Source organism: Staphylococcus sp. HMSC06C11 (assembly GCF_001808345.1).
Classification (GTDB): domain Bacteria; phylum Bacillota; class Bacilli; order Staphylococcales; family Staphylococcaceae; genus Staphylococcus; species Staphylococcus capitis.
This window is the reverse complement of record NZ_KV793032.1, coordinates 57,870-83,702: the sequence shown is the minus strand read 5'-3', so window position 1 is coordinate 83,702 and position 25,833 is coordinate 57,870. Positions and strand designations below refer to the sequence as shown.

Annotated in this window: 20 protein-coding genes; 16 read left to right on the top strand and 4 right to left on the bottom strand. The window is 33.7% G+C overall.

Going from position 1 to position 25,833, the window contains the following annotated elements; translation table 11 throughout:
• The first annotated feature begins 17 nt into the window (after window positions 1-17).
• Window positions 18-1,376 carry a branched-chain amino acid transport system II carrier protein gene (gene brnQ / locus HMPREF3154_RS02155; protein WP_049326426.1) on the top strand — a complete coding sequence of 453 codons (1,359 nt, stop codon included), beginning with the start codon at window positions 18-20 and terminating at the stop codon, window positions 1,374-1,376.
• A 121-nt stretch (window positions 1,377-1,497) separates the two neighbouring features.
• On the opposite strand, the gene HMPREF3154_RS02150 is transcribed toward brnQ, so the two are convergent.
• From HMPREF3154_RS02150 to argF, 3 genes are all read right to left on the bottom strand, one after another.
• Window positions 1,498-3,063, bottom strand: a complete 1,566-nt coding sequence (locus tag HMPREF3154_RS02150; RefSeq protein ID WP_002454282.1) for a YfcC family protein — start codon at window positions 3,061-3,063, stop codon at window positions 1,498-1,500.
• A gap of 201 nt (window positions 3,064-3,264) precedes the next feature.
• Window positions 3,265-4,197 carry a carbamate kinase gene (gene arcC / locus HMPREF3154_RS02145; RefSeq protein ID WP_070474279.1) on the bottom strand — a complete coding sequence of 311 codons (933 nt, stop codon included), beginning with the start codon at window positions 4,195-4,197 and terminating at the stop codon, window positions 3,265-3,267.
• A 21-nt stretch (window positions 4,198-4,218) separates the two neighbouring features.
• On the bottom strand, window positions 4,219-5,220 hold the full coding sequence (gene argF, locus HMPREF3154_RS02140; protein ID WP_002469853.1) for an ornithine carbamoyltransferase: 1,002 nt from the start codon (window positions 5,218-5,220) through the stop codon (window positions 4,219-4,221).
• 457 nt (window positions 5,221-5,677) lie between these two features.
• Between argF and HMPREF3154_RS02135 the strand changes: the two genes are divergently transcribed.
• The 11 genes from HMPREF3154_RS02135 to HMPREF3154_RS02085 all read left to right on the top strand — a co-directional run bounded on the left by HMPREF3154_RS02135 (window position 5,678) and on the right by HMPREF3154_RS02085 (window position 14,906).
• Window positions 5,678-5,902: a hypothetical protein gene (locus HMPREF3154_RS02135; RefSeq protein WP_002435040.1), complete on the top strand. Its 225-nt coding sequence runs from the start codon at window positions 5,678-5,680 to the stop codon at window positions 5,900-5,902.
• A gap of 23 nt (window positions 5,903-5,925) precedes the next feature.
• Window positions 5,926-6,591, top strand: a complete 666-nt coding sequence (locus HMPREF3154_RS02130) for an MBL fold metallo-hydrolase (RefSeq protein WP_030063359.1) — start codon at window positions 5,926-5,928, stop codon at window positions 6,589-6,591.
• Between the two features lie 121 nt (window positions 6,592-6,712).
• A complete protein-coding gene (locus HMPREF3154_RS02125; protein WP_064212292.1) occupies window positions 6,713-7,912 on the top strand; it encodes an MFS transporter in 1,200 nt (399 codons plus the stop codon).
• A 115-nt stretch (window positions 7,913-8,027) separates the two neighbouring features.
• Complete coding sequence (locus HMPREF3154_RS02120) at window positions 8,028-8,438, top strand: MerR family transcriptional regulator (RefSeq protein ID WP_002434957.1); 411 nt, start codon at window positions 8,028-8,030, stop codon at window positions 8,436-8,438.
• Entirely contained in the window at window positions 8,431-8,988 is a 558-nt protein-coding gene (locus HMPREF3154_RS02115; RefSeq protein WP_030063535.1) for an NAD(P)H-dependent oxidoreductase, read from the top strand. The genes HMPREF3154_RS02120 and HMPREF3154_RS02115 overlap by 8 nt, the downstream gene beginning before the upstream one ends.
• 37 nt (window positions 8,989-9,025) lie before the next feature.
• Window positions 9,026-9,448, top strand: coding sequence for a FosB/FosD family fosfomycin resistance bacillithiol transferase (gene fosB, locus HMPREF3154_RS02110; RefSeq protein WP_002454275.1), 423 nt, complete (start codon window positions 9,026-9,028; stop codon window positions 9,446-9,448).
• Window positions 9,449-9,746: 298 nt separating this feature from the next.
• Entirely contained in the window at window positions 9,747-10,712 is a 966-nt protein-coding gene (gene bioB / locus HMPREF3154_RS02105) for a biotin synthase BioB (protein ID WP_030063538.1), read from the top strand.
• A 138-nt stretch (window positions 10,713-10,850) separates the two neighbouring features.
• Window positions 10,851-11,465, top strand: a complete 615-nt coding sequence (locus tag HMPREF3154_RS02100; RefSeq protein WP_030063540.1) for a hypothetical protein — start codon at window positions 10,851-10,853, stop codon at window positions 11,463-11,465.
• A 371-nt stretch (window positions 11,466-11,836) separates the two neighbouring features.
• Window positions 11,837-12,082: a hypothetical protein gene (locus HMPREF3154_RS02095; RefSeq protein ID WP_002434939.1), complete on the top strand. Its 246-nt coding sequence runs from the start codon at window positions 11,837-11,839 to the stop codon at window positions 12,080-12,082.
• A gap of 134 nt (window positions 12,083-12,216) precedes the next feature.
• Window positions 12,217-13,092: a hypothetical protein gene (locus tag HMPREF3154_RS02090; RefSeq protein ID WP_070474276.1), complete on the top strand. Its 876-nt coding sequence runs from the start codon at window positions 12,217-12,219 to the stop codon at window positions 13,090-13,092.
• Window positions 13,093-13,460: 368 nt separating this feature from the next.
• A complete protein-coding gene (locus HMPREF3154_RS02085; protein WP_030058818.1) occupies window positions 13,461-14,906 on the top strand; it encodes an MDR family MFS transporter in 1,446 nt (481 codons plus the stop codon).
• A gap of 81 nt (window positions 14,907-14,987) precedes the next feature.
• Here HMPREF3154_RS02085 and HMPREF3154_RS02080 read toward each other — a convergent pair whose 3' ends face one another.
• Entirely contained in the window at window positions 14,988-15,200 is a 213-nt protein-coding gene (locus HMPREF3154_RS02080) for a hypothetical protein (RefSeq protein ID WP_002454270.1), read from the bottom strand.
• A 391-nt stretch (window positions 15,201-15,591) separates the two neighbouring features.
• On the opposite strand from HMPREF3154_RS02080, the gene HMPREF3154_RS02075 reads away from it, so the two are divergent.
• The 4 genes from HMPREF3154_RS02075 (at window position 15,592) to ausB (ending at window position 25,689) form a co-directional block, all read left to right on the top strand.
• On the top strand, window positions 15,592-16,368 hold the full coding sequence (locus HMPREF3154_RS02075) for a 3-hydroxybutyrate dehydrogenase (protein ID WP_030058821.1): 777 nt from the start codon (window positions 15,592-15,594) through the stop codon (window positions 16,366-16,368).
• A 95-nt stretch (window positions 16,369-16,463) separates the two neighbouring features.
• Window positions 16,464-17,711: an MDR family MFS transporter gene (locus HMPREF3154_RS02070; RefSeq protein ID WP_030058823.1), complete on the top strand. Its 1,248-nt coding sequence runs from the start codon at window positions 16,464-16,466 to the stop codon at window positions 17,709-17,711.
• A gap of 191 nt (window positions 17,712-17,902) precedes the next feature.
• Window positions 17,903-25,069: an aureusimine non-ribosomal peptide synthetase AusA gene (ausA, locus tag HMPREF3154_RS02065; RefSeq protein WP_070474273.1), complete on the top strand. Its 7,167-nt coding sequence runs from the start codon at window positions 17,903-17,905 to the stop codon at window positions 25,067-25,069.
• Window positions 25,066-25,689: an aureusimine biosynthesis 4'-phosphopantetheinyl transferase AusB gene (gene ausB, locus HMPREF3154_RS02060; RefSeq protein ID WP_030058827.1), complete on the top strand. Its 624-nt coding sequence runs from the start codon at window positions 25,066-25,068 to the stop codon at window positions 25,687-25,689. Before ausA ends, ausB begins: the two co-directional genes overlap by 4 nt.
• The last annotated feature ends 144 nt before the right edge of the window (window positions 25,690-25,833 follow it).

The following is a 25,833-nucleotide window of genomic DNA, read 5'->3' as shown; positions in this document are numbered from 1 at the left end:
TAGGAGATATACATATTATGATGAAAAACAAACTCACGATTAAAGAAAATATTTTTATTGGATCGATGTTATTTGGCTTATTCTTTGGTGCCGGTAACTTAATCTTCCCAATTCATTTAGGGCAGACTGCCGGCGCTCATGTGTTTACTGCTAATTTAGGATTTTTAATCACAGCGATAGGATTACCATTTCTAGGTATTATTGCCATTGGTGTGTCTAAAACGAACGGGATTTTCGAAATTTCCTCAAGAGTAAGTAAAATATATGCGTATTTATTTACGATTGGTTTATATCTTGTGATTGGGCCATTTTTCGCATTACCAAGGTTAGCGACAACGTCATATGAAATTGCATTCTCGCCTTTTATTTCGCCAGTCCAAGCTAAATTTGTGCTACCAATATTTAGTATTTTATTCTTCTTGGTTGCATGGTTCTTTGCTAGAAAGCCTTCAAAAATTTTAGATTATATAGGTAAATTCTTAAATCCTGTATTTTTAGTTTTACTTGGTATTGTAGTGTTACTTGCGTTTATTCATCCTATGGGAGGCGTGAGTCATGCGCCAGTGAGTGCGCAGTATAAAGAAGGTGCTCTACTTAAAGGATTTATTGATGGTTACAATACTTTAGACGCTTTAGCATCTCTAGCATTCGGTATTATTATCGTTACAACAATTAAGAAACTAGGAGTCACTCATCCTAACACAATAGCTAAAGAGACATTTAAGTCAGGTACGATTAGTATCGTAGGTATGGGACTTATTTATAGCTTGCTAGCCATTATGGGTACGATGAGTTTAGGTAATTTTAAAGTTAGTGAAAATGGAGGCATCGCACTCGCACAAATCGCTCAACATTATCTAGGTGACTACGGTATCATAGTGCTTTCACTTATTATTGTTGTGGCATGTTTGAAAACAGCTATTGGTTTAATTACAGCATTTTCAGAAACATTTACTGAGCTCTTTCCTAAACAGAAATACATTATGTTCGCGACAGTAGTCAGTGTATTAGCATGTATATTTGCGAATGTTGGTTTAACCAAGATTATTATGTATTCAACACCAGTACTGATGTTTATCTATCCACTCGCAATTACATTAATTCTGCTGACTTTAGCAAGTCCATTATTCAATCATTCTAAAATTGTGTATCGATTTACAACATTCTTTACAATGATTGCTGCATTTATCGATGGCGTAAAAGCGAGTCCTGAATTCTTCGTGAAGACAAGTTTCGCTCGTTTTATTATTTCTTTAGGTGAAAAGTATTTACCATTCTTTACGATAGGAATGGGTTGGATTATTCCAGCATTGATTGGGTTCATTATCGGATTGATAGTGTTTAAAGTTCGAGGAAGTAAGCAACCACAATCATAATAAAGTTAATTAAATTGAAAAGCTATGTTCATCACACGAATGAAAGATGAACATAGCTTTTTTTCTACCATAATACAATATGGTGCTATTATGGAACTTCATTTTCCGAAATGAAATCTTTCTAAGAATAAATTAATACTTGTGCGATGAGTAGACCTCCACCGAAGACAAGCACGAAAGCGACCACAGGCCAGACGAACTTCAACCAATGGGAGTAGCGCATGTTAAGCATCTGCAAGGTTGCCATGACGAGCCCTGTTGGTGCAAGGAATAACATCGCATATTGTCCAAATTGATAAGTGGTAACAATAACGAATCTAGGTATGCCAACTGTATCGGCAAGTGGTGCGAATATTGGCATAGATAGTACGGCTAAACCAGATGATGACGGTACGATAAAACCTAGGAAGAAGAAAATGACTAATAGTACGATAATAAATAATGGGCCACTCATATGTTGCACGATGGAAGATGAGAAGTGCAAAATCGTGTCTGAGATTAACCCTTTATTTAACACTAAGTTGATACCGCGTGCTAGACCGATGATGAGTGACACTCCGACAAGACTTGATGCGCCATTAACAAATGCATCTACAGTACCTTTCTCTCCTAGACCATATCTGCCCATGCCTGCAATAAACATAATAATAATAGTAAATATTAGGAATGCAGATGCCATAACTGGGAACCACCAGCCTTGAGTCATAACGCCCCATACCATGATAGGGAAGGGTATAACGAACAAGGTGAGGATGATTTTCTTACGTAATGTAAATTCTGATGAACTGTTTTGATCCATCACTGACCATTGTTTCTCAAATTCAGCTTTGTCTTCATATGCGTATGACGCTTTAGGTTCTTGCTTAATTTTTTTGCAATACCAATAGAGATAACAAACAACGAATATCGTTCCGACGACACATGCACCTATTCTCCAGTACAACCCGTCTGTAAATGTGGTTCCTGCTGCGTTAGACGCGATGACTACTGAGAAAGGATTAATCGTTGAAAATGTACTACCAATAGAACTTGCTAAAAAGATGGCTCCCACAGACACGATGGAGTCATATCCTAGTGCGATGAAAATGGGAACGAGTACAGGATAAAAGGCGACAGCTTCTTCCTCGATGCCACAAAGCGTACCTCCAAGAACCATTAAAATAGCGACGAAAGCAATTAACATGAATTCATGACCTTTGGTCTTTTGAGTTAAAGCAAGTAAACCGGATTCGAACGAACCACTTGCCTGGACTACGCCGATAAGTCCACCTAATACAAGTATGAATACCATAATATCTACAGCTTCTATGGTACCTTTAACCATACTACTCGTTATTTGATCGAGCCCTGCAGGATGTTGTTTTAAACGCTCGTACGTATTTGGAATTGAAACAGGTTTATTAATCGCGCCAGATTTAAATTGTTCAATTTTAATTTTTACGCCCATCTTATCAAGCTCTTTTTGAGTTCCTGGGACTTTTTTAACATGATGATGTGGATTGACGATTTTTAATTCCTGTGAAGCGGGTTCGTACGATAATTTTGAATAGGCTCCTGCAGGAATAAGCCATGTTGCTATTACAGCAACAACAGTTAATAAGAATAGAATCATAAATGCCCCGGGCATCCGCAACTTGAATCGCTTTTTCTTTTTATCTGGTTTGATAGCATCTTCCAATTGAGTCATCTCCTTTATAATCTAATAACCGAGAATCATGAAGATTATGTTTATTTATCAAGAATAATTGATTAAACTTTCATTAAATAAGTGCACCCTGTTTCATTTGGGGAGTGGAGGGATGCAGGGTGCACCATTTTGTCAGTATTCATCATGAAAATTGCATATATAATAGTTAAATGATGTTAGTTTCTAGTACAACTTAAGATATTATTTTTTGATAAGTGTACCAATTTTACCTTCAAGTGCGTTGTCTAATTGATCTAGTGAAGTAATTAAAACGCTACCTTTAGGATTATTCTTAATAAATGAAATGGCCGATTCTATTTTGGGAAGCATGCTACCTTTAGCAAATTGATCCTCTTTAATATAAGCTTCCAATTCTTCAGGTGTTACCGTTTTGAGGGCTTTTTGATTGTCAGTGTTATAGTTAACGTAAACATAGTCAATAGCTGTCAAAATAATTAATTGATCACAGTTAATATCTGCGCCAAGGAGAGCACTTGTTTTGTCCTTGTCTATGACCGCATCAACGCCTTTAAAGCTATCGTGTTGTTCACGAATGACTGGTACGCCACCGCCTCCTGCTGCAATAACAAGTGTGCCATTCTCGATTAAAGTTTTGATACTTTCTAATTCAACAATGGACTTAGGTTGAGGTGAAGGGACCACACGTCTGTAGCCACGACCGGCGTCTTCAATGAAGCTATAATGTTTTTCTTTTTCAATACGTTCAGCAGTCTCTTTATCATAAAAGAGACCAATGGGTTTTGTAGGATGACTAAAGGCTTTATCATCTGGATCAACTTCAACTTGCGTCACTAGTGTAACCACTTGTTTGTCTATGCCCAACACATGTAATTCATTTTGCAAACTTTCTTGGAGTTGATAGCCTATATACGCTTGACTCATTGCACCACATTCTGCGAAAGGGAAGGCAGGACCTTGATCATGTTCAGCCGCGTAGTTTAATCCTAAATTGATGCCACCGACTTGAGGACCATTACCATGACTAATAACAATTTCATGCCCTTTAGTTATGAGTCCGACGAGTGATTTAGCAGTGTTTTTTACTAATTCGAGTTGTTCTTTTGGCGATTGACCTAACGCATTACCGCCTAATGCTACAACAATTTTTGCCACTTGAATAACCTCCTGTCTGTCTTAGAATTCACCTAAAGTAGCAACCATAACTGCTTTTATTGTGTGCATTCTATTTTCAGCTTCTTGGAATACTACAGACGCTTTACTTTCAAATACCTCATCTGTAACTTCCATTTCACTTATGCCGTATTGTTCATAAATCTGTTTGCCGATTTTAGTGTCAGTATTGTGGAATGAAGGTAGACAATGTTCAAAAATCACATTTGGATTGCCTGTTTTATCCATTAATTCTTTGTTTACACGGTATGGTTCTAATAATTTAAGACGCTCTTGCCATACCTCGTCCGGTTCACCCATAGATACCCATACATCTGTATAGATAACGTCAGAGTCTTTAACCCCTTTATCGATATCATCTGTAATAAGGATGTTGCCTCCATTCTCATCGGCGATACGTTTGCAACGGTTAAGTAATTCATCAGTAGGATTTAATTCTTGCGGACAAACAAGGTGGAAATTCATGCCCATGATAGCAGCGCCTTGCATTAATGCGTTTGCAACATTATTACGGCCATCACCGACATAAGTGAAGTTGATTTCGGAATAGTCTTTCTTCAATACTTCTTTAGCAGTTAAGAAATCTGCAAGGACTTGCGTTGGGTGGTCTTCATCAGTTAAGCCATTCCATACTGGCACTCCTGAAAATTCAGCCAACGTTTCAACTGTACGTTGTGAGAAGCCTCGGTACTCAATACCATCGTACATGCCTCCTAGAACTCTTGCGGTATCTTTAGCAGTTTCTTTTTTACCCATTTGAGAGCCTGTAGGGCCTAAATACGTAACATTAGCTCCTTGATCATGAGCTGCGACTTCAAATGAACAACGTGTTCTTGTAGAGTCTTTTTCAAAAAGAAGAGCAATATTTTTATTTTTAAGCATAGGTTTTTCATTACCTATGTATTTGGCATGTTTCAAATCTTCAGCAAGATTTAATAGAAACTCCACCTCTTTCTGTGAAAAATCTAATAAAGTAAGAAAACTTCTGTTGCGTAAATTTTGCATTCTTTACAACTCCTTAAATTTGATTTCAAGGTCATTGTAAGCGTTAACTAATTAATATCAATAAAATTAAAAAGTTGTCATTTTTTATTAATAAATAATTGAAAAGTTTTTTAAAATTTTATGTAATTTATGAAAAATTTGAATAAAAGGAGTATGTTTGTGGTATATCTGTTTTTAGATTGACGAATTTTTAAAGAATATCATAATTATTTAAATATGATTTTCTTAATTTTAAAAAGTAAAAAAATCGTAGATAATAACATGAATTGTTAGCTTTTAAGTCATTAAAATTTAAGATAGACGTCAGTCTATTTAATAAGATTGTGACGCAAAATATTAATAAACTTTTAAAAACGTTTGGCACGTTTGGTTTTCTAGAAAAAGGGCATATGACACTATTGATAGAAAAAATACTTTAGAAAGATTCGGGCATATTAAATTTGAGGGGGAATTTCTCATGAAGATTTATAGGTTAGATTATCAACATCATAAAGATATTGTAGATGACAATGTGTTAACTGTATTTGTAGCGGCTAAAAATAAGAGTGAAGTAGAGGCATTTGCTAAAAAGTTAAGTTATTCTATTGAAACAATTACTAAATTAACGCATAAAGAATTTGAGGAACAAAAAGCTGAAATCGAGCATTATAAACTTGAACATGCTGATCAATATTTAGATTAAATTGTTTATGGGGGAGAAACGTTATGGCTAATAAGCAATTCGAAACATTAACGGAAATCGCAAATGGTTTATATGTAACACCTACATCAGAATTGCCATTTGATAAACGTTTCCGTTTTAAATCATTTTTACTTCAACGTTCAGAAGGTAATGTAATGATTTATCATTCTGGTAGAATTGATGAGGCTGCAAAGGATATACAAGAATTAGGTGGCGTTGATAAAGTATTAATGAATCATCAACATGAATCGTTAGGTGGAGAGACAAATTTTGATGCACCTTACTATATTCACGAAGATGATAAACAGGACGTTACCGATACCCTTCAAGTTACTGGTACATTTAAAGAACGGCAACATTTACATGAAGATTTAGAGGTGATACCTGTCCCTGGACACACACCTGGAACGACATTATATTTGTGGGATAATGGCGAGCATCGCTATTTATTCACTGGTGACTTCTTATGCTACGAAGGTGATGAATGGCGAACTGTAATACTTCCTTCAAGTGACAGAGAGGCTTCGATTAAGAGTCTTGAATTGATTCGGGATCTGGACTTTGACGCACTTGTACCATGGGTGTCAATTGAAGGTGATTCACCTGTGTTCTTTGTTGAAGATGACGAGGATAAAAAACAACGTGTACAAAAAATTATCGACCGTGTAAGTGACGGGGAAAATACTTAAAACATGATAGTAAATTGAAAGGTATATCTGGCTGAATGTTGGATGTACCTTTTTAAAATTAAAAATTTATAATGTTTCATTTCACTGCGATAGAGATATACAAATGTTGAGGTGAAGCAACTTGCAAAATTCTAAACATCAAAATCATAAAGTAAACTGGGGATTAATCAGTGCAGCCTATGCATTTCTTATTGTGATGATGGGGACGACATTACCTACACCACTCTATCCAATTTATAGTAAAGTATATGATTTATCACCATTAATGATTACAATCATTTACGCTGTCTATGCTGCTGGTGTGATTGGAGGATTACTCGTATTTGGTCAATTGTCAGACCGCATAGGACGCCGTTATGTACTTATTCCAGGAGTGATTTTATCTGCAATCAGTGCGCTAGTGTTCTTATTTGCTACCAATGTAGGTTTATTACTTGCTGGACGAGTGATTTCCGGACTGTCAGCGGGACTTTTTACAAGTACAGCAACGACAACGATTGTTAATTTAGCTGCTGATGATAAAAAGGGCAGAGCCTCTACAATTGCAAGTAGCGTGAATATGCTTGGTTTAGGCTTTGGTCCATTGCTATGTGGCATACTCGCACAATATCTTCCATATGCGATGCGTTTAATCTTTATCGTTGATTTTATTCTTATCATTCCGGCATTTATTGGAATATGGTTTATGCCAGAGCCTGTTAAGAATAAACAAAAATTTAAAATTGAAGTTCAAAAGTTGAGTGTACCGTCAGACATTCGCTCTACATTTATTTATGCTGTTATTCCTGTATTCGTAGGATTTTCAATGCTTGGTTTATTTACTGCGATTTCACCAAACTTTTTAGGAGACATATTGAACATTACAAATAAAGCAGTCATAGGTGTCATGGTATTCTTGATATTCTGTGCATCTACGCTAGGCCAATTATTGTTTAAAAGTAAATCTGATTATCACATATTGATGTTAGGTAGTGGCACATTAATTGTAGGCGTAATATTAGTAGGTTTATCTATTCAATTTGAATCATTCTTAATTTTATTTATTGGAGCTATCATTTCTGGATTTGGACAAGCATTCAGTTTCCGAGCTGGATTGTCCACAGTGAATGCCGTAGCACCTGAAGACAAACAAGCCGAAATTACATCCACTTTCTTTACCATTGCCTATATAGCTATTTCAATACCAGTTGTAGGTGTAGGGTTATTAGAACTAGGATTAGGCATCAAACTTGCAGGTATTGTGTTTAGTATCATAATCGTGATACTTGCGATACTTTCTTTAATTCTTCTACTAGCTAATAAGAAAAAATCAAATTCTTAAAGTAATTAGAATGGAAATCTCTATTTATTTAAGTAGAGATTTCCATTTTTATTTTTGACATTAAAGTATGGTTTAATGATAAGTTTCAAGTATCAAATTGGTAGGGGGACTAAAAATGAAAATTAGTGAAGTTTCATCTATGTTGAAAATACCAAAGTCCATGATTAGATACTATGAAGAAAAAGAAATAATTAATATTCCTAGAGATGAAAATAATTATAGATATTTTGATGAGGAAACTATATCGTACTTGAAACTAATTATTGATTTAAAGCGATTGAATTTACAATTAAAAGATATAGCATATGTAATAAATCTTTTTAAAAAACCTGTTTCTAAGGACTGTAATAACAAAACGCTGAATTACCTAGATGATCTTATAAAACAAATCAAAATAGATATTAATCGTCAAAACACAATTTTAAATCGATTGGAATCAGTTAAAGATTTATCAAAAGATATGAATTATGAAAAAAATAAGAGTTTGATTTTAAATAAACTTTCAGGGGTGGAAGAAATTGATTAGTCTAATATATGGTGGAAATCAAAAAGGTGTTGGCTTTGATATCTATAATAAGTTAAAAGAGGAGCTTTGTAATAAAAAATTAGAAATTTTCAATTTACAGGAGATGGTTGGCGACATTCCTATTTTATCCGAAGGCTATAATTCAGAAATAAGCGAAGCTCAGTTTCGAAATACTGAAATAATAGATAATAGTAATATGTTGATTTTTATTTACCCTATCTATTGGTTGAATGTGCCTATGCTATTGAAAGGTTTTATTGATAGTACCTTTTGGCCTAATAAAGCATTTAGTTTTAATAATAAACAATACTTTAAAAGAGGATTATGGAAAGATAAAGATGCAATAGTTATATATACTATTGGAGGTTCAGAGTGGTTTCATAAGTTTAAAGGACATCTAGGTTATAAAGTTATTAAATATCCATTAAATCTCGTTGGAATTTACAATATTAAAAGATTTTATATAGATAATTTAAATAAATCGAATGCTCAAAGTATAAGTAATAAAGTTGAAAAAATCGTAAATCAAGTAACGAAGTTAGTTGATTAAAATTATTTTTCTTAGTAATAAATTGGGTGGTGTAGTTATGAATATTCAAGGTATTAATCATATATGTTTTTCAGTTAGTAATTTAGTTGAATCAATTAAATTTTATAGAGATGTTTTAAAAGGGGAATTATTAGTTAGTGGCAAAACTACTGCGTATTTTGATATTGGTGGTCTATGGGTTGCTTTAAATGAAGAGGTTAATGTACCTAGAACAGAAATTAAATATTCTTATACACATATTGCATTTTCAATTAATGAAAATGAGTTTGAAGAATGGTACAAATGGCTTCAAAAACATAATGTAAATATATTAGAAGGACGAAAGAGAAGTCATCAAGATAAAAAGTCAATTTACTTTACTGATCCAGATGGTCACAAATTAGAATTACACACTGGTACTTTAAACGATAGATTAGATTATTATAAAAAAGAAAAAACACATATGACTTTTTATTACTAGTCTCTAAAATACTATTTAACTTCATAATAAAAGGTTGAAAACATCGAGAGTTAAATAAAATTTAAATCGAATAAACAAATTGATTTTTAATATATGGGAAATTAGACGGTTCATAAAATGTAAATATATGCTAGATAGCTATGCCTATACACGTACGTATTGGCATGGCTTTTTTTATTTTAGTAAGCAAGGTTTCATTCATCAAAGTATTAATGTAAACTTATAAATATATAAAGTTTACATTAATAAGGGCATCACTTGCTGAACTTTAATTTTCAAAAATGAGGGGTTAATTATCATGAATTTAAACTTAGCTGAACGTGTTCTTTATCACGAAGGATTATCACAAGATGAATGTTTGAAGATATATGAAGATCCAAATATCGATACGTTTGAACTCTTGAATGAAGCGTACATCGTAAGAAAACATTACTATGGTAAAAAAGTGAAATTAAATATGATTCTTAATGCGAAAAGTGGAATTTGTTCTGAAGATTGTGGTTACTGCGGTCAATCGGTAAAGATGAAGGAAAAACAACGCTATGCATTGGTAGATCAAGATCAAATTAAAGCGGGAGCACAGGTTGCTACAGACAATCAAATTGGCACATATTGTATTGTCATGAGTGGACGAGGACCCACGAATCGAGAAGTAGATCATATTTGTGAAACGGTTGAAGATATTAAGAAAGTGCACCCACAATTAAAAATTTGTGCATGTCTAGGACTTACAAAAGAAGAACAAGCTGAAAAACTTAAAGGAGCGGGCGTAGATAGATATAACCATAATTTAAATACAAGTGAGCGATATCACGATGAAGTGGTGACTACGCATACATATGAAGATCGAGTGAATACAGTTGAAATGATGAAAGCTAATAACATTTCTCCATGTTCTGGTGTTATTTGTGGCATGGGTGAAACGAATGAGGATGTAATCAATATGGCATTTGCATTGAAAGAAATTGATGCAGACAGCATTCCGATTAATTTCTTACATCCGATTAAGGGAACAAAATTTGGAGGTCTAGACTTATTGTCGCCAATGAAATGTTTAAGAATCATAGCAATGTTCCGTTTAATCAATCCCACGAAAGAAATTAGAATTGCTGGTGGACGAGAAGTTAATCTGCGCTCACTACAAGCAATAGCCTTAAAAGCAGCTAATTCTATTTTTGTTGGAGACTACCTTATTACGGGTGGTCAACCTAACGAAGAGGATTACCACATGATTAAAGATTTAGGGTTTGAAATAGATAGTTAAAGCAGATATTTAGAATTGTATTATAGCTATAGACGGAGTGCATAAACGCTGTCTATGGCTTTTTTAAACAGTGGTTAGTAAATTTATTGAGGTGTAATATACGTTATTAGGGATATTGAACATGTGGGAGGGAGAACGATGGAGGATTATATACTATCTTTAAATCTATTAGATAATCGTTTAAATAAATTAGTTCATATTCATAATGATTTACATGATGAAGTAGACCAAACTTTAGATGAAAAAGAACCAAATAATATAACATACATTAAAAACGCGACTTTGATTTTAATAAAGCTTTATTTATATAAACTCTCTAAAAACAAAGCACGTTATGGTAAAGCAACATCTAAAAACAGCTTAATACATATGTTAAAGGATGAAGAAGCTTATTATGCATTTTATGAGTTTAATAGTGATTTAGAAATTGAAGAGCTTGCACTTACACCAAATTTAGAAAAAAAGTATGAAGAAGATGCATTGAGTTTGTTAAATATTAGAGGCAAACTAACACCTTTTATGAATGTAAGTGAAGATGTTTGGGAATTTGAGAAATTTAACGAAGATATAACTCTAGTTATAAGAAACATTATAAAAAATAATGATGGCATCCTGACAGAAATTCTAGAAGATAACTATAGAAAAGAAAAATTAGACGAGGTTATTAAACTTACATTTATAGACACATACCAAACAAGAAATATGAATAATAAAGCTAGCAATGTAGCTGAAAAATTAATATCTGATTCATAAAAATTTTGAAGAAGGCGAGTTTTTATATTTATAAAGACACGTTTCTAGATAAATTTTTAAGATGTTGGGACAAAGCTGTTAATAACTGCACTTCGAATTAATGTATTTTACATACAAATGTTTTACGTGAAACATGTTTAACTTTTATGAGGCGTAATGAGCGTTAATTATAAGTGATAGTTTTGGCAACTTTAGACCATTTAAATTTGTATTTGTAGCTATACTTGATAAAGCTAAATATAAAGAGGAGGCGACAAGAGAATTCAAAAATTATCTAAAAAAGCAATGAATAAATATCTAAATTACGTTATTATGAAAAATGATAATACATAAAATATAATAGTTTTAAATATTGGAGGATACTTAAGTTTATGGAATATTTACATAAATTTTTACCGATAATCATTTATGTTCTTATTATGGCAATTCATTATGCTTTATCTAGAACAGGTATAAAACTTTTAGGATTTGTAGTACCTGTGATTGTTACGGCTGGATTAATCTATACTTATAAGACCGGAGATTTACAATTAAATTTAGTTGGAACGATTATAATGATAGTTATTTCACTACTAATTTTATCTGTAGAATGGGAAGATGCTCAAAAACGTAATTAAGAGAAATAAATTTTGTGGTTTTTGATAAAAATAAGTTAGCTTTACATAAATAATTTTATTATAATAAAAAATAATTATACAAAATAAAAGTAACCCACCACACCATGACTAAACACCGAGAGGATTTACATTTTATGAAGAAAATAATAATACTCATCACAGTATTTTCACTATTTTTAGGCGCATGTAACACCGACAATTCTACAGAACATAAAAATGATAAAGCAGAAAATCCGACTAAAAAAGATAAAGACAACAAAACATCCCACAAAGAAGCTTCATCAAAAAATACTAATACTGATATCAAAGCTAAAGATAAAGTGGAGAATTTATCAGAAAAGATGAAATTAGCACTTATCTTTTGCGCTGATGATAAAGGGAAATACACATTAACTAAAAATAATATTTTGATAGGTTCTTTTAGAAATGATAAAGATGAATATCGAAAGATAGGACAATTTGTATTAGTTAACTATCCAAAATTCACCAACGCGCCTAAAGGTATGAAGTTTTATTCAATATACCCTAGTAATCATGAAGCCCAAGCAATAGTTAGTATTAGTGACAAAAAGATTATCCTAAGTGGATCTCAAATTCGTATCAAAGATTATCAACAGTTATTAGAGCATGGCAAAGAGTATAGTACCCAAAAGGTCTATGACAAAGTTAAAAATAATAGGGCGCTTCCAGAACTTGCGAATAAGATGCACGTGAGCAATCAATTACCTATCTCAAACGATGAATGGAAATACAATGGATTATCACCAAGAGAATTGTATGAACGTGGTGGAGTCATGGCTCATGGAAGTAGCCAAGTATATAAATTTATTTCTGAACTTGAAGGCGGTTCATTAGATAATGATAAATATCTATGGGATGTTGTTCATTGGCTAAAAGATGGAAACTGGAAAGTTAATTGTCGTAATAAAGATGGTGAAATTGTAGCTACTTATACAACTGTTAATGGCAAAGTAGCTAAGTTTGATGAAAATGGTAAAAGAATTAAATAATACAAGCTAAACTGGTTCTCAATATTAATAGAGAACCATTTTTTATATGTTGACCAAATAACAGTTAGGTATTTTAACTCAACTTTTAAGAATAATGATTCACTGTCGTATTTATTTTTGTTACATTATTCAATGGATATTTTTAGCATTCAACATTAAAAAGTTTGTTCACTTCATACACCATGCTCACTTCATAAGCTTCTTAGCAACGATGTTAACTCAATTTACAAATCTAAAAGCTATCAAGAAAATACTTTTTTTAAAATCAAATTAAACTGAAAATCAAATTATAAACTTAAATAGTTTGCTAGGCTAACCAAAAGTGATACAGTTTTTAATGGACTTATTTTTGAAAGGGGTAAGATGTCATGGCGAGTAATGAAATGACAACCGCCAAACGTAACACCATTGTGTTAGTGATGCTTATTAGCGCATTTGTGGCAATGTTAAACCAAACGATCTTAAATACTGCATTGCCCGCAATTATAAAAGGATTGAACATTACAGAAACAACTGCACAATGGTTGATCACAGGCTTTATGCTAGTGAACGGAATCATGATACCACTCACAGCATTTTTAATGGATAAATATACGACACGTAAACTTTATATCTTTTCTATGGCAGCGTTCCTCATTGGTTCAATTATAGCTGCTTTATCTCCAGGATTTGAAATCCTAATGGTTGCTCGTATTATACAAGCAATCGGTGCTGGAATATTACTTCCACTAATGCAATTTACAGTGTTTACACTATTCCCTGTAGAAAAACGCGGATTCGCAATGGGTCTCACAGGTATAGTGGCGCAAACAGCACCAGCGATTGGGCCAACACTTACAGGATTACTTATCGATTTCTTTAGTTGGAGAATGCCATTCTACATCGTTGCAGCAATCGCACTTATCGCATTCGCAATTGGGTTCTTCTTTGTTGAGAATAACGGTCAAACTAAAGAAACAGTACTCGATAAAATATCAGTCGTTTATTCAACATTTGGTTTCGGCTTAATTCTATTCGCATTTAGTAGTGTAAGTACATTTGGAATCGCATCGATCCCAGTCATCACTACATTTATTCTAGGTTTAATCGTGATTGCAATTTTTACATTCCGTCAATTAAAAATCGACCATCCATTATTAAACTTAAGCGTATTTAAAAGCAAAGTATTTACATTATCTGCTATAGCTTCAATGCTTGTCTTTATAGGTATTGTTGGACCTGCTCTACTTATTCCTATGTACGTTCAAACTGGATTAGGTCTCTCAGCATTACTTTCAGGTTTAGTGATACTACCAGGTGCAGTGTTCAATGCATTTATTTCAGTTTATACTGGTAAGATTTTTGATAAATATGGCATCAAGGTACTTGTTATTCCTGGATTTACAGTATTAATCATAATGACGATATTACATGCATTCTTAACTACAGAAACGCCATTCTGGTATGTTGTAGTGATTTACGCAATACGTATGATTTCTGTAGGTTTACTTATTATGCCACTTAATACAGTAGGTCTTAATGCGCTTAAACCAGAAGAAATTTCACACGGCACAGCAATTATGAACTCTCTACGTATCATTGCAGGTGCGATGGGAACTGCTATCAGTATTACAATATTATCAATTGTAGCTAAGAATTATACGGCTACGCATCATACGATGTCTAAAGTGAAATTAGCACGAGAATCAACAGTTCAAGGTGTCGATGCAGCATTTATCTTCACCACAGTATTAATTGTGATTGGCTTTATACTTGCGTTATTTATTAAAGAGAATCGCAACGCCAAAGATACAGATTCTTCCTCTGAAAAATAAAACTCACAATTAAATAGCACAAAGAAAGATGGTCATTTCCTAGGTAATAGGAAATGACCATCTTTCTTTTTATATATGTAATTAAGCATCTTTTTGTCGTGCGCGTTCTTCTCTATGTCTTTGACGTCTTTGTTCTTCTTTCGAAAGGTGATTTGGGTATTTCTCAGGGTGTTTATAACCATCGATTGCACCTAAAAACATGCCTTTAACAAAACTTGTAATCCCTTTACCAATACCGAAAACAAATCGAATCATACCATAAATCGCAAAAATCCATAGCAATATATAGCCCATATTGAAACTCCTTTTTTATTTTACAATAACATAAAAAGACAATTTCGATGAAATTTATAAAAAACTTTGCTGGTAAATTTTTTAATACATAAAATATCGTAGCTACTAGTCTAAAAAAATTTAGGGGTAAGACTGCGCACCGTATGCATTAATTCCATTCTTATCGTGCTTTTTTAAAAATATCCTCAAGTGATATTCACGTTTTTTATAAAAAGTTAAAATGCAGTTGCCTATTGTATAAAATGTTACATCACACTATGATGTTGTTAATAGTTTTAAATAAAAAAAGAGATAGAAAAAAATTACATGTCGATATTTAATTAATTTAATGTAATATAAATATAACTAATACATTATTTGATATTTTAATAAAGTGAAGGGAGTTATACATATGATTAAAGATCAAGTAGCTATTATTACTGGCTCAGCGAGTGGTATTGGTTTAGAAATTGCTAAATCCTTTATTGAACAAGGCGCCAAAGTTGTCTTCTCAGACATTAATGAAGAAGGCCTTAATAACGTCTTCCACCAATTTCAGCGACAAGGCTATGACTGTCGGGCTATCAAAGCGGACGTCTCTAATGAGGAAGATGTGAAGCATCTTATCGCTGAGACGAGACATCAATATGGTCGTATAGATATTGTTATTAATAATGCTGGTTTACAGAATGTAGCTAATATAGAAGACTTTCCAACTGAAAAGTTTAAACAGATGATAGATATCATGCTTGTTGGTGCCTTTTTAATGACAAAGCATGTTCTTCCTATTATGAAGGCGCAACACTATGGCAGAATCTTAAATATGTCATCTATTAATGGTGTCATCGGTTTCGCAGGAAAATCAGCTTATAATAGCGCTAAACATGGAATTATTGGTTTAACAAAAGTAACAGCTTTAGAAACAGCTGAGGACGGTATCACAGTGAATGCGATTTGTCCTGGATATATCGACACACCACTTGTTAGAGGACAGATGGAAGACTTAGCACAAATGCGAAATGTAGACGTAGCGCAAGTGATGGATGAAGTGTTGTTCCCATTAATTCCTCAAAAACGATTAATCGATATTCAAGAAATTGCCGATTATGCCATATTTTTAGCAAGTAAATCGACGAAAAGTGTGACAGGACAAGCTATTATTATAGATGGTGGTTATACAGTCCAGTAATAGTATGACCTCTTAATTAAAAATAAAATACTGTTAAGCTAAGAAAAGTATCTACAATTTAATACTTATCAAGCTTAAGGGGGAGAAAAGATAGAATGAGAAAAATGAGCATCACCTTAAAAGTAAGATTAATATGTAGTTTCTTTGAAAATTTAATTGTTATGGCATTTTTGCCTTTTATAGCTTTATACCTAACGGATATGGTCAATCAGGCCTTTTCAGGTATATTTCTTTTTATTTTAGTTTTAATCAATTTTCCAATTTCGATGATTTCGGGGCATATTATTGAGCGTTATCCTAAAAAACGCACAATGCTTATATATCAAATTATTGAGTGTATAAGTTTGCTTGCAATGGCATTTTCAGTCTCTAATCAGACATTGCTTATCATCATATTTTGCATAGCTTATACGGTTTTTAGTATTTCGTCTGGTATGATTGCACCGCTTATAGAAACGATGATCATGGACGCGATTACGCCAGAAGTTGAACATTACATATATAAAGTAAGTTATTGGCTTACTAACGTAGCCGTTGCTTGTGGTGCATTTTTAGGAGGAGCCATGTATCACGCGAATAAATCGGCGTTGTTTTTGATCGCTTTTGTGATTTTCGTACTTGTATTCGTGGCTTTATATATTTGGATTCCTAATGATAACGCCAAACCGTTGAATAAAGAGGGACAAACTTTTAATAATGTATTAAGTTTGAAAGGCTTTTTACGTAATTATCAGCTTGTGCTAAAAGATAAATTATTTATGTATTTAATTATCGGCTCAAGTATTCTTTTAATGGGTGAATTATCCACGTCATCTTATGTTTCAATTAGACTTAAAAAGGAATTCGAAACTTTATCAATGTTTCATGTCTCAATTGATGGAGTTAAAATGTATTCAATTTTAATTATGACTAATACGCTAGTTGTAATAGCTTTAACGTATTTTGTATCTAAATATATCTTGAAAATGAATAATCAAAAAGCGTTATTTGTAGGTCTCATCATGTATGTAGTAGGTTATTCAGGCATTACCTATTTAAATGATTTTACTTTACTTATGATAGTTATGGTTATAGCCACGTTAGGTGAGATGATTTACTCTCCGATTACTGAAGAACATAGATATAAGATGATTCCTGCACAGAAGAGAGGCACATATTCTGCAATACGTGCATTAAGTTTTAACTTTGCGCAATTAATTGCAAGACTGGGTATTATTTTAGGCGTATTGATGAACGCCCTAGGTATGACGATTTATATGGCGCTGATTCTTACTTTAGGAAGTATATTGCTCTATCGTGCGGTGTACCAATTTAATTTAAAGGCTAATAATGAAAATCATTAATTGTGAATTTTATAACCTACTAAATTGCTCGTGATTAAAAATAAAATATATTTATTAAGATTTTGTAAAAAATTCACTTTAGTAATTGTTTTCAAACCTTTGAATGTACTAATATATAGCTTATCTAGAGAATATATGTAAGTTATTTGTTAGTGAGTATTATAAAGTATGAGTACGAAAGAAGGACTTGAATGACTATTGAAACATTGCATTTTCAACACTATTTTTATCAAAAATATTTACAATCAACTTCAACTACAAAGAGGGTGACGTACTGGGTTCGATTAGATCAAGATATCGAGCGTCATCGATTGATGTATGCACTGCTAGATGTAGTACAACATCAGCCACAGTTGAGGGCGACATTCAAGCATTGTAACGACCAATTGCGCATCAATGTGCGAGAATTTTTCCCATTTATACAGATTAAAGAAGTGAATCAATGTTCTAAAAAAGTTGATATCACGACTTACCTCAACCAAGAGTTGAATTCCTACTATTTCAATCAATTACCTCTATTTAATTTTACAATTTATCAATTTTTAGATGAAACGTTCTTACTTTTAGATTTCCATTCCATGATTTTCAATGATAGCCAGTTAGATGATTTCTTTAAACAACTAAATATCGCGTATAGCTATGGTCTATTTCATGAACATACTGTATCGGATTTTTATCACATGATTAAAGAAATGAATGTAGCGACTGATGCTTCAAATGAGGACAATCAACAACATTTAAATCACTTTGAAATGGCTCATGCCGATCAAGATTGTGAATCATACATGCCTATAAAACGAAATTCAGAACAACCACAAGTTGAACATACAAGTGTAGATCTTGAATCATTTGATATGACTCGTCTAGTTACAAGCACTTATTTAGCGAATTACTTTTTGAGTCAGTCCAATCAAGTGACGTTGGGAATTCATTTTCCAATGGAATATGACAAAACTGACGATATGATGTTACTTAACACACTTGTAGCACCACTGAGTTTAAATATAGACACTACGCTTTCTGCAGACGTAATTATGAATGAATGGGAATTAGCGATAGATGATATGAAAGCCAACGGGACAGGTTTCTTAAGTGAACCTAATGCAAGTGATATGGAATTCGAAACAATCATACATGCAACGCAATTTAACGAGTACTTTGAGTTAAATCACACCGAACATAAAGTTCATCGATTGCATAGTGATAGTTCTTTATTAGCTGACATAGAAATATATCCACGTCCTCACCAAGGCTTTGATATTGTATACAATACAAATGCCTATGATGAGCTAACGATTCAAACATTAGTTAGTTTAATTAGAAGTATTAATATGCAATTAACACATAATCCTTCAAAGATAATTAAAGATATAGAATTATGTAATGAAAATGATTTTGAAATCTATCAAAACATCAACCATTCAACAAGTTCATCACTTTATCAAACGGTAATGGAACGTTTTGAATATCAAGTAGAACAGTATCCAAATCAAATAGCATTGCAATATGAACAACAATCCATGACATATGCGGAATTGAACTACCATGTGAATCGTTTGGCACAATATTTGCGACACACTTATCATGTACAACCCAATGATATTATCGCGCTCTTGGCAGAACGAAGTATCGAAATGGTTATAGGTATGTTAGGTATTTTAAAGGCAGGCGCTGGATACTTACCGATTGATCCAGATTATCCTGAAGATAGAACAACCTTTATTATTGAAGATGCACAGCCTAAAGCAATCGTGACATATCAAGCGACAATACAGTCTGACGTTCCTCAAATTGAACTAGACACATTTGATTGGAATGGCGACGAAGCGGAAACTGACAACCCAAGTCATATCAATACTGATGAGGATACTGCATACATCATTTATACTTCAGGTACAACAGGTAAGCCTAAAGGGACAGTGGTTCCTCATAGAGGGATTGATCGTTTAGTTCATGAACCTAATTATGTTGAATTAAATGATCAAACGGTTATTTTATTATCGGGAACTGTAGCGTTTGATGCTGCCACATTTGAAATTTATGGTGCGCTATTAAACGGTGGATGTTTAGTATTAACGTCGAAAGATACTTTACTTAACCCTGTTCAATTAGGTCAAACAATTGTGAATCAACAAGTCAACACGATGTGGTTAACGTCATCCCTTTTCAATCAAATTGCAAGTGAACGTATCGAGGCGCTAGAACCCTTAACGTATCTATTAATTGGTGGTGAGGTGCTAAATGCGAAATGGGTGAATCTATTAAACTCACGTCAACGCCATCCTCAAATCATTAACGGTTATGGTCCAACAGAGAATACGACATTCACGACGACTTATGCGATACCTGATGAGATGCCAAATCGAATTCCTATTGGTCAACCAATCAATGGAACAACGGTTTACGTGATGCAAGGTGAGCACTTATGTGGTGTAGGTGTGCCTGGGGAATTATGCATAGGAGGCGCTGGTCTGGCGAAGGGATATTTAAATCAACCAGAGCTCACTGCTGAAAGGTTTATCACCTCTCCCTTTGAAAATGAGCGCCTATACCGCAGTGGGGATTTAGTACGTCTTCAAGAAGACGGTCATATTGATTATCTCAGTCGTATCGATAAGCAAGTTAAAATTCGTGGCTTTAGAATTGAACTATCAGAAATTGAAAAAGCAATTGAAGCGATTAGAGATATTAATAAAGCAGTCGTTATTGTGCGTGAAGAGGAGCAAGACAAGCAAATTGTGGCATATTATGAAGCGCAACAATCTCAATCGACGAGTCACTTGAAAGAAGTGTTAAGTGAAACATTGCCACAATATATGATTCCAGTTCATTTCATGAAAATAGATAAAATACCTATCACTATCAATGGTAAATTAGACAAGCGAGCTTTACCGGATATTGATAGAGTTGATTTATCAAACTATGTGGCGCCACGTAACGAAGGTGAACGTATTATATGTCAAATCTTTGAAGATATCTTACATGTCGACCAAGTAGGTATTAAAGATAATTTCTTTGAACTTGGTGGGCACTCATTGCGTGCAACGTTAGTTGTGAATCGTATCGAATCCCAACTTAAGAAACGTTTAAAAGTCGGAGATATTATGAAATTACCGACTGTTGAACAATTAAGTCAACACATTATGGAAATGCAAAATGAAGACTATGAAGTCATACCTAAAGCGCAAAGAGCTGAGCAATACGAATTAAGTGCTGTTCAAAAAAGTATGTACTTATTGTGGAGTGTCAATCCTGAAGACACTGTTTATAATATTCCGTTCTTATGGCGATTGTCTTCTGAATTAAACGTAGAGCAATTGAAGCGAGCGTTGAACCAACTTATTGCTCGTCACGAAATTTTAAGGACTCAATATATAGTGGATGGCAATGAAGTGAAACAAAGAGTAGCAGACAATGTTGCTGCTGATTTTAAAGAAGTGACGACACGACTTACAGATGAACAACAAATTATTCAGGCCTTTATGCAACCGTTTAATTTAGAGCAACCTAGTCAAATGCGTGTAAGATATATCCATGGTCCACATGAGGATTATCTGTTTATGGATACGCATCACAGTATCAATGACGGTATGAGTAATACGATTTTATTAGCAGATTTAAATGCTTTATATCAAGAAAAATCACTTCCTAATCTATCACTGCAATATAAAGATTATAGTGAATGGATGGCTCATCGAGATTTATCTATTCAACGTCGCTATTGGTTACAACAATTTGAAGATGGTGTTCCTGTATTAAATATGCCAACAGATTATCCAAGACCTAGTATTAAGACGACACATGGTCAAATGTTGACGTTCCATTTTGATAAGAACTTAAAATCACAGTTGCAAAATTATGTGGAGAAACATCAAATGACTGATTTCATGTTCTTTGCAAGTGCAATAATGGTATTGCTTCATAAATATACACGCCAAGATGACATTGTCATAGGGAGCGTTATAAGTGCCCGCACTCATCGTGACACTGAAAATATGCTTGGTATGTTTGCGAATACACTACTTTACCGTGGCCATCCAACGAACGATAAAACATGGGAACAATTGATGTCTGAAGTGAAAGAAACAAGTCTCGGTGCGTATGAACATCAAGAGTATCCATTTGAAAGTCTTGTTAACGATTTGATGGATGAACGAGATGCTTCGCGTAATCCATTATTCGACGTAATGCTTGTATTACAAAACAACGAAACAAACCATGCTAACTTTGGACATAGTCAACTGACGCACATTCCACCTCAAACGACAACAGCTAAATTTGACTTGTCGTTTATCATTGAGGAAGATCGAGACGACTATGTGGTTAATATTGAATATAATACAGATTTATATGCGGAAGAGACGATTCATAATCTTGCTTACCAGCTTGAAAATATCATCCAACATGTGACATCTACTCAAGCTTTAAAAATTCAAGATATTCAAGAATCTCCGGATATGCTGGAATGGGTTGAAACAAATGTTAATCATCATACCCTATATTTCCCGGAAAATAATTCCCTACAGCAATTATTCAATCATGTAGTTAATGAGAAGAAAGATGAGATTGCACTGAAAATGAACGGGCAATCAATGACGTATGATGAATTAAATCATTATGCAAATCGTATAGCCAATGAGCTTATGAAAAATGGAGTGACATATGGAGAGCGAGTTGCATTATTAATAGATAGAAGCTTTGAAATGATTGCGAGTATGATTGCATCATGGAAGATAGGTGCGTCGTATGTTCCAATTGATATCACGCATCCTGATAAACGTATTGAGTTAATGATTGAAGATGCTCAAGTGTCAGCCATTTTAACTTATGGTAAGGAGTTTGATTCTAACCTATTAACGATTGCATTAGAGTCTATTGATAAAGAATCGCCCGTTGAAAAGTCATTTTCAGAATATGAGGGTAGTCTAGAAGATGAACTTTATAGCATTTACACATCTGGAACAACTGGCATGCCAAAAGGTGTGGCGGTAAGACAACGTAATGTTTTAAACTTGGTAAATGCTTGGACAGAGAGACTTGAATTATCGGAAGATGAAACGTTTATTCAATATGCGAATTACGTCTTCGATGCATCTGCGATGGATATCTATTGCAGTCTGTTAAATGGTTATACACTTGTGATTGCAAACAATGAAGAACGTACTGATACAGAGCAGCTACAACGACTGATTGAAAGAGAACGTATTACGGTTGCATCTATACCACTTCAAGTTTGTAACGTCATGGAAGATTTCTATATACCTAAGTTAATTACTGGTGGTGCAACAAGTACTCCAACGTTTGTGCGTCATATTTCAGAGCATTGCGATACGTACTTTAATGCGTATGGACCTTCTGAATCCACAGTGATTGCTTCAAACTGGTCATACACTAAAGGTGAGCCTATTCCATCAACAATACCTATAGGACAACCTTTAGCTAACATTCAAGTATACATTTTATCGGGTATGCAATTGTGTGGTGTAGGTGTTTCAGGAGAATTGTGTATCGCAGGTGAAAGTTTAACGGCTGGTTATTTAAATAGACCTGAACTTACTGCTGAATCTTTCATAGATAATCCATTTGGTGAAGGCAAATTATATCGCAGTGGTGACCTTGCAAGATATACACATGATGGTCAAATTGAATTTATGGGGCGAATAGATAATCAAGTTAAAGTCAATGGTTACCGTATCGAACTTGGAGAAATCGAAAACATTATCAATTTAGTAGAGGGCGTTTCTGATAGCGTAGTTATCGTTGATCAACAAGGAGAACATGAAGTTCTACATGCCTATTATGTAGGCGATAAAGACATTAAGTCAGACATCGTAAGACAGTTAAATCAATACTTACCTAAGTACATGATTCCAAAAACTGTCACAGCAATTGATGTTATTCCGTTAACACGTAATGATAAAGTAGATGAATCAAAATTACCTCGTCCACAAATTCAAAGAAATGGATATGTAGAACCTAGAAATGATATGGAACGCCAATTCGCTTCAATATTTGCTGACGTGTTAGAGCTTCCGACGATAGGCATAGACGATGACTTCTTCGAAATAGGTGGTACGTCACTAGATGCGATGGTTGCGGTATCTAAGCTTAAATCTCATGATATAAATCTCACTATGCAAGATATATATCAATATAAATCAATAAGACATTTGGCAGAAGTCTTTGAAGGCGGAAAAGAGCTAGTGGAAGTTGAACTTCCAGATCACTTGTCTCAACTTCAAGCATTAGTCAAACGTCGTTACCAATTGAATGTAAGTAATGAGACTCAAAACTCACTTGGAAGAGTTCTCCTTACTGGAGGTACTGGTTTCTTAGGTGCATATCTAATTAATGAGTTACAAGACCAAGCTACTAAAGTGACATGCTTAGTAAGAGGTCAAGTTATCAAAGATGCACGTGCTAAAGTTGAAGCGAATTTACTTAGCTACTTCGAGGCAGATAAAGTTGAAGAACTCATGGATAAGGTAGAGGTAGTTCTAGGAGACTTAGCAAACTTAGATGCATTTAACGTTGAAGATACAATTGATACAATCATTCATGCTGGGGCGCGTACAGATCATTTCGGAGATGATGAAAACTTTATTCACGTAAACGTACAGAGTACCGAAGCTTTATTAGCTCTAGCACAGCAACATCAAGCGAAATTTATATACATTTCGACAATTAGTGTTGGAGCAGTCTTTGATGTCCACACCGAGGATAAGGCTTTTTCTGAAAAAGATGTTTATAAACAACAATTATTTACATCACCTTATACAAAAAGTAAATTCTATAGTGAAATCAAAGTTTTAGAAGCGGTTAATGATGGTTTAGATGCTCAAATTATGAGACTAGGGAATTTAACAAGTGCTTATTCTGGCGCGTTAAACATGACAAATCTTACGACAAACCGTTTTTCAATTATGATGCATGAATTATTAAAAATATCATCTATTGGAGAATATTTCGGTAAAACATCTGTAGACTTATCATTTATTGATATTACCGCACGTCATGTTGTGAAGATTGCTGCATCCCAAGCGCAATCAATTATTTATCATATTTATTCTCCTCATACGAGAACTATGCAAAGCGTATTAGAGAATGCAAAACAAACTCAGATGAATATCATTAGTGACGAGGAATTTGAACAAATGTTGCTTAATAATGGTATGCATGAGGTTATCGGTTTAAGTAGCGGAGATACAACCCAAGTTCCCGCACAAATCGAATCTGAGATGACCCAACATGTTATAGCACAGTTAGGTGACGGATGGCCTCATGTCACTTCTCAATGGTTACGTGCTTGGAGAGATTTACTCATTGAAAAATTTAAAGAATCTGAGGAACATGAATGACACTATTTTTAACGAAAATAAATGATGACATAACAAATATTGAACATCGTTTATTTCAATCATATCGACAATTAAAGAAACCTGAACGTTCAAAATATCGTTTTAAAAAAGATCGTGTCATGCATCAAATAGGAGATATGTTGATTCAGTACTGTATCGAGCAATGTTATGGTCTGAACATAAATCAGTGGAAGTATCATGTTACAAAGAATGGTAAGATTGAGATTCAAAGTAGGAAACATATTAATGTGAATCTTTCATACAGTTTTCCGTATATTGTATGCGCTATTGATCAACATCCAGTAGGCGTCGATATTGAAGAAATTAAAGATTTGAATTATTTAAACTTGGCTACACAATTTTCCGTAAATGAATTTAACCAAGTACGACAATTAAAAGATTTTTATACAATTTGGACGAAAAAAGAAAGTTATACGAAATTGATAGGAGAAGGGTTACTCAAAGGCTTAGATGTTTATGACGTAACACAGCCCTTATACTATCAAGATGACAAGGTGTTCTTTCAAGAATATATATGCCAAGATAGAATGATTCATTTGTGTTCAAATCATAGTCGTAAACATGAGATAGTTAAAAAATCACTAGATTGTTTACTTTAATCACTAGTAATTGAAAAGAAAAGTCATCCATACTTCTTTATTCCACTTAATACTTATACATTAACGTGCAACTGTACGTCTAAATTATAAATCATAGAATTTTATCAAAGACACTTTCTATTTGAGGTAATAGGAAGTGTCTTT

Excerpts from the sequence above, each read along its gene's own strand:
- brnQ (WP_049326426.1), top strand. The coding sequence starts at position 18 with ATGATGAAAAACAAACTCACGATTAAAGAAAATATTTTTATTGGATCG.
- HMPREF3154_RS02150 (WP_002454282.1), bottom strand. The coding sequence starts at position 3,063 with ATGACTCAATTGGAAGATGCTATCAAACCAGATAAAAAGAAAAAGCGA.
- argF (WP_002469853.1), bottom strand. The coding sequence starts at position 5,220 with ATGCAAAATTTACGCAACAGAAGTTTTCTTACTTTATTAGATTTTTCA.
- HMPREF3154_RS02135 (WP_002435040.1), top strand. The coding sequence starts at position 5,678 with ATGAAGATTTATAGGTTAGATTATCAACATCATAAAGATATTGTAGAT.
- HMPREF3154_RS02130 (WP_030063359.1), top strand. The coding sequence starts at position 5,926 with ATGGCTAATAAGCAATTCGAAACATTAACGGAAATCGCAAATGGTTTA.
- HMPREF3154_RS02120 (WP_002434957.1), top strand. The coding sequence starts at position 8,028 with ATGAAAATTAGTGAAGTTTCATCTATGTTGAAAATACCAAAGTCCATG.
- fosB (WP_002454275.1), top strand. The coding sequence starts at position 9,026 with ATGAATATTCAAGGTATTAATCATATATGTTTTTCAGTTAGTAATTTA.
- bioB (WP_030063538.1), top strand. The coding sequence starts at position 9,747 with ATGAATTTAAACTTAGCTGAACGTGTTCTTTATCACGAAGGATTATCA.
- HMPREF3154_RS02100 (WP_030063540.1), top strand. The coding sequence starts at position 10,851 with ATGGAGGATTATATACTATCTTTAAATCTATTAGATAATCGTTTAAAT.
- HMPREF3154_RS02095 (WP_002434939.1), top strand. The coding sequence starts at position 11,837 with ATGGAATATTTACATAAATTTTTACCGATAATCATTTATGTTCTTATT.
- HMPREF3154_RS02090 (WP_070474276.1), top strand. The coding sequence starts at position 12,217 with ATGAAGAAAATAATAATACTCATCACAGTATTTTCACTATTTTTAGGC.
- HMPREF3154_RS02085 (WP_030058818.1), top strand. The coding sequence starts at position 13,461 with ATGGCGAGTAATGAAATGACAACCGCCAAACGTAACACCATTGTGTTA.
- HMPREF3154_RS02080 (WP_002454270.1), bottom strand. The coding sequence starts at position 15,200 with ATGGGCTATATATTGCTATGGATTTTTGCGATTTATGGTATGATTCGA.
- HMPREF3154_RS02075 (WP_030058821.1), top strand. The coding sequence starts at position 15,592 with ATGATTAAAGATCAAGTAGCTATTATTACTGGCTCAGCGAGTGGTATT.
- HMPREF3154_RS02070 (WP_030058823.1), top strand. The coding sequence starts at position 16,464 with ATGAGAAAAATGAGCATCACCTTAAAAGTAAGATTAATATGTAGTTTC.
- ausA (WP_070474273.1), top strand. The coding sequence starts at position 17,903 with ATGACTATTGAAACATTGCATTTTCAACACTATTTTTATCAAAAATAT.
- ausB (WP_030058827.1), top strand. The coding sequence starts at position 25,066 with ATGACACTATTTTTAACGAAAATAAATGATGACATAACAAATATTGAA.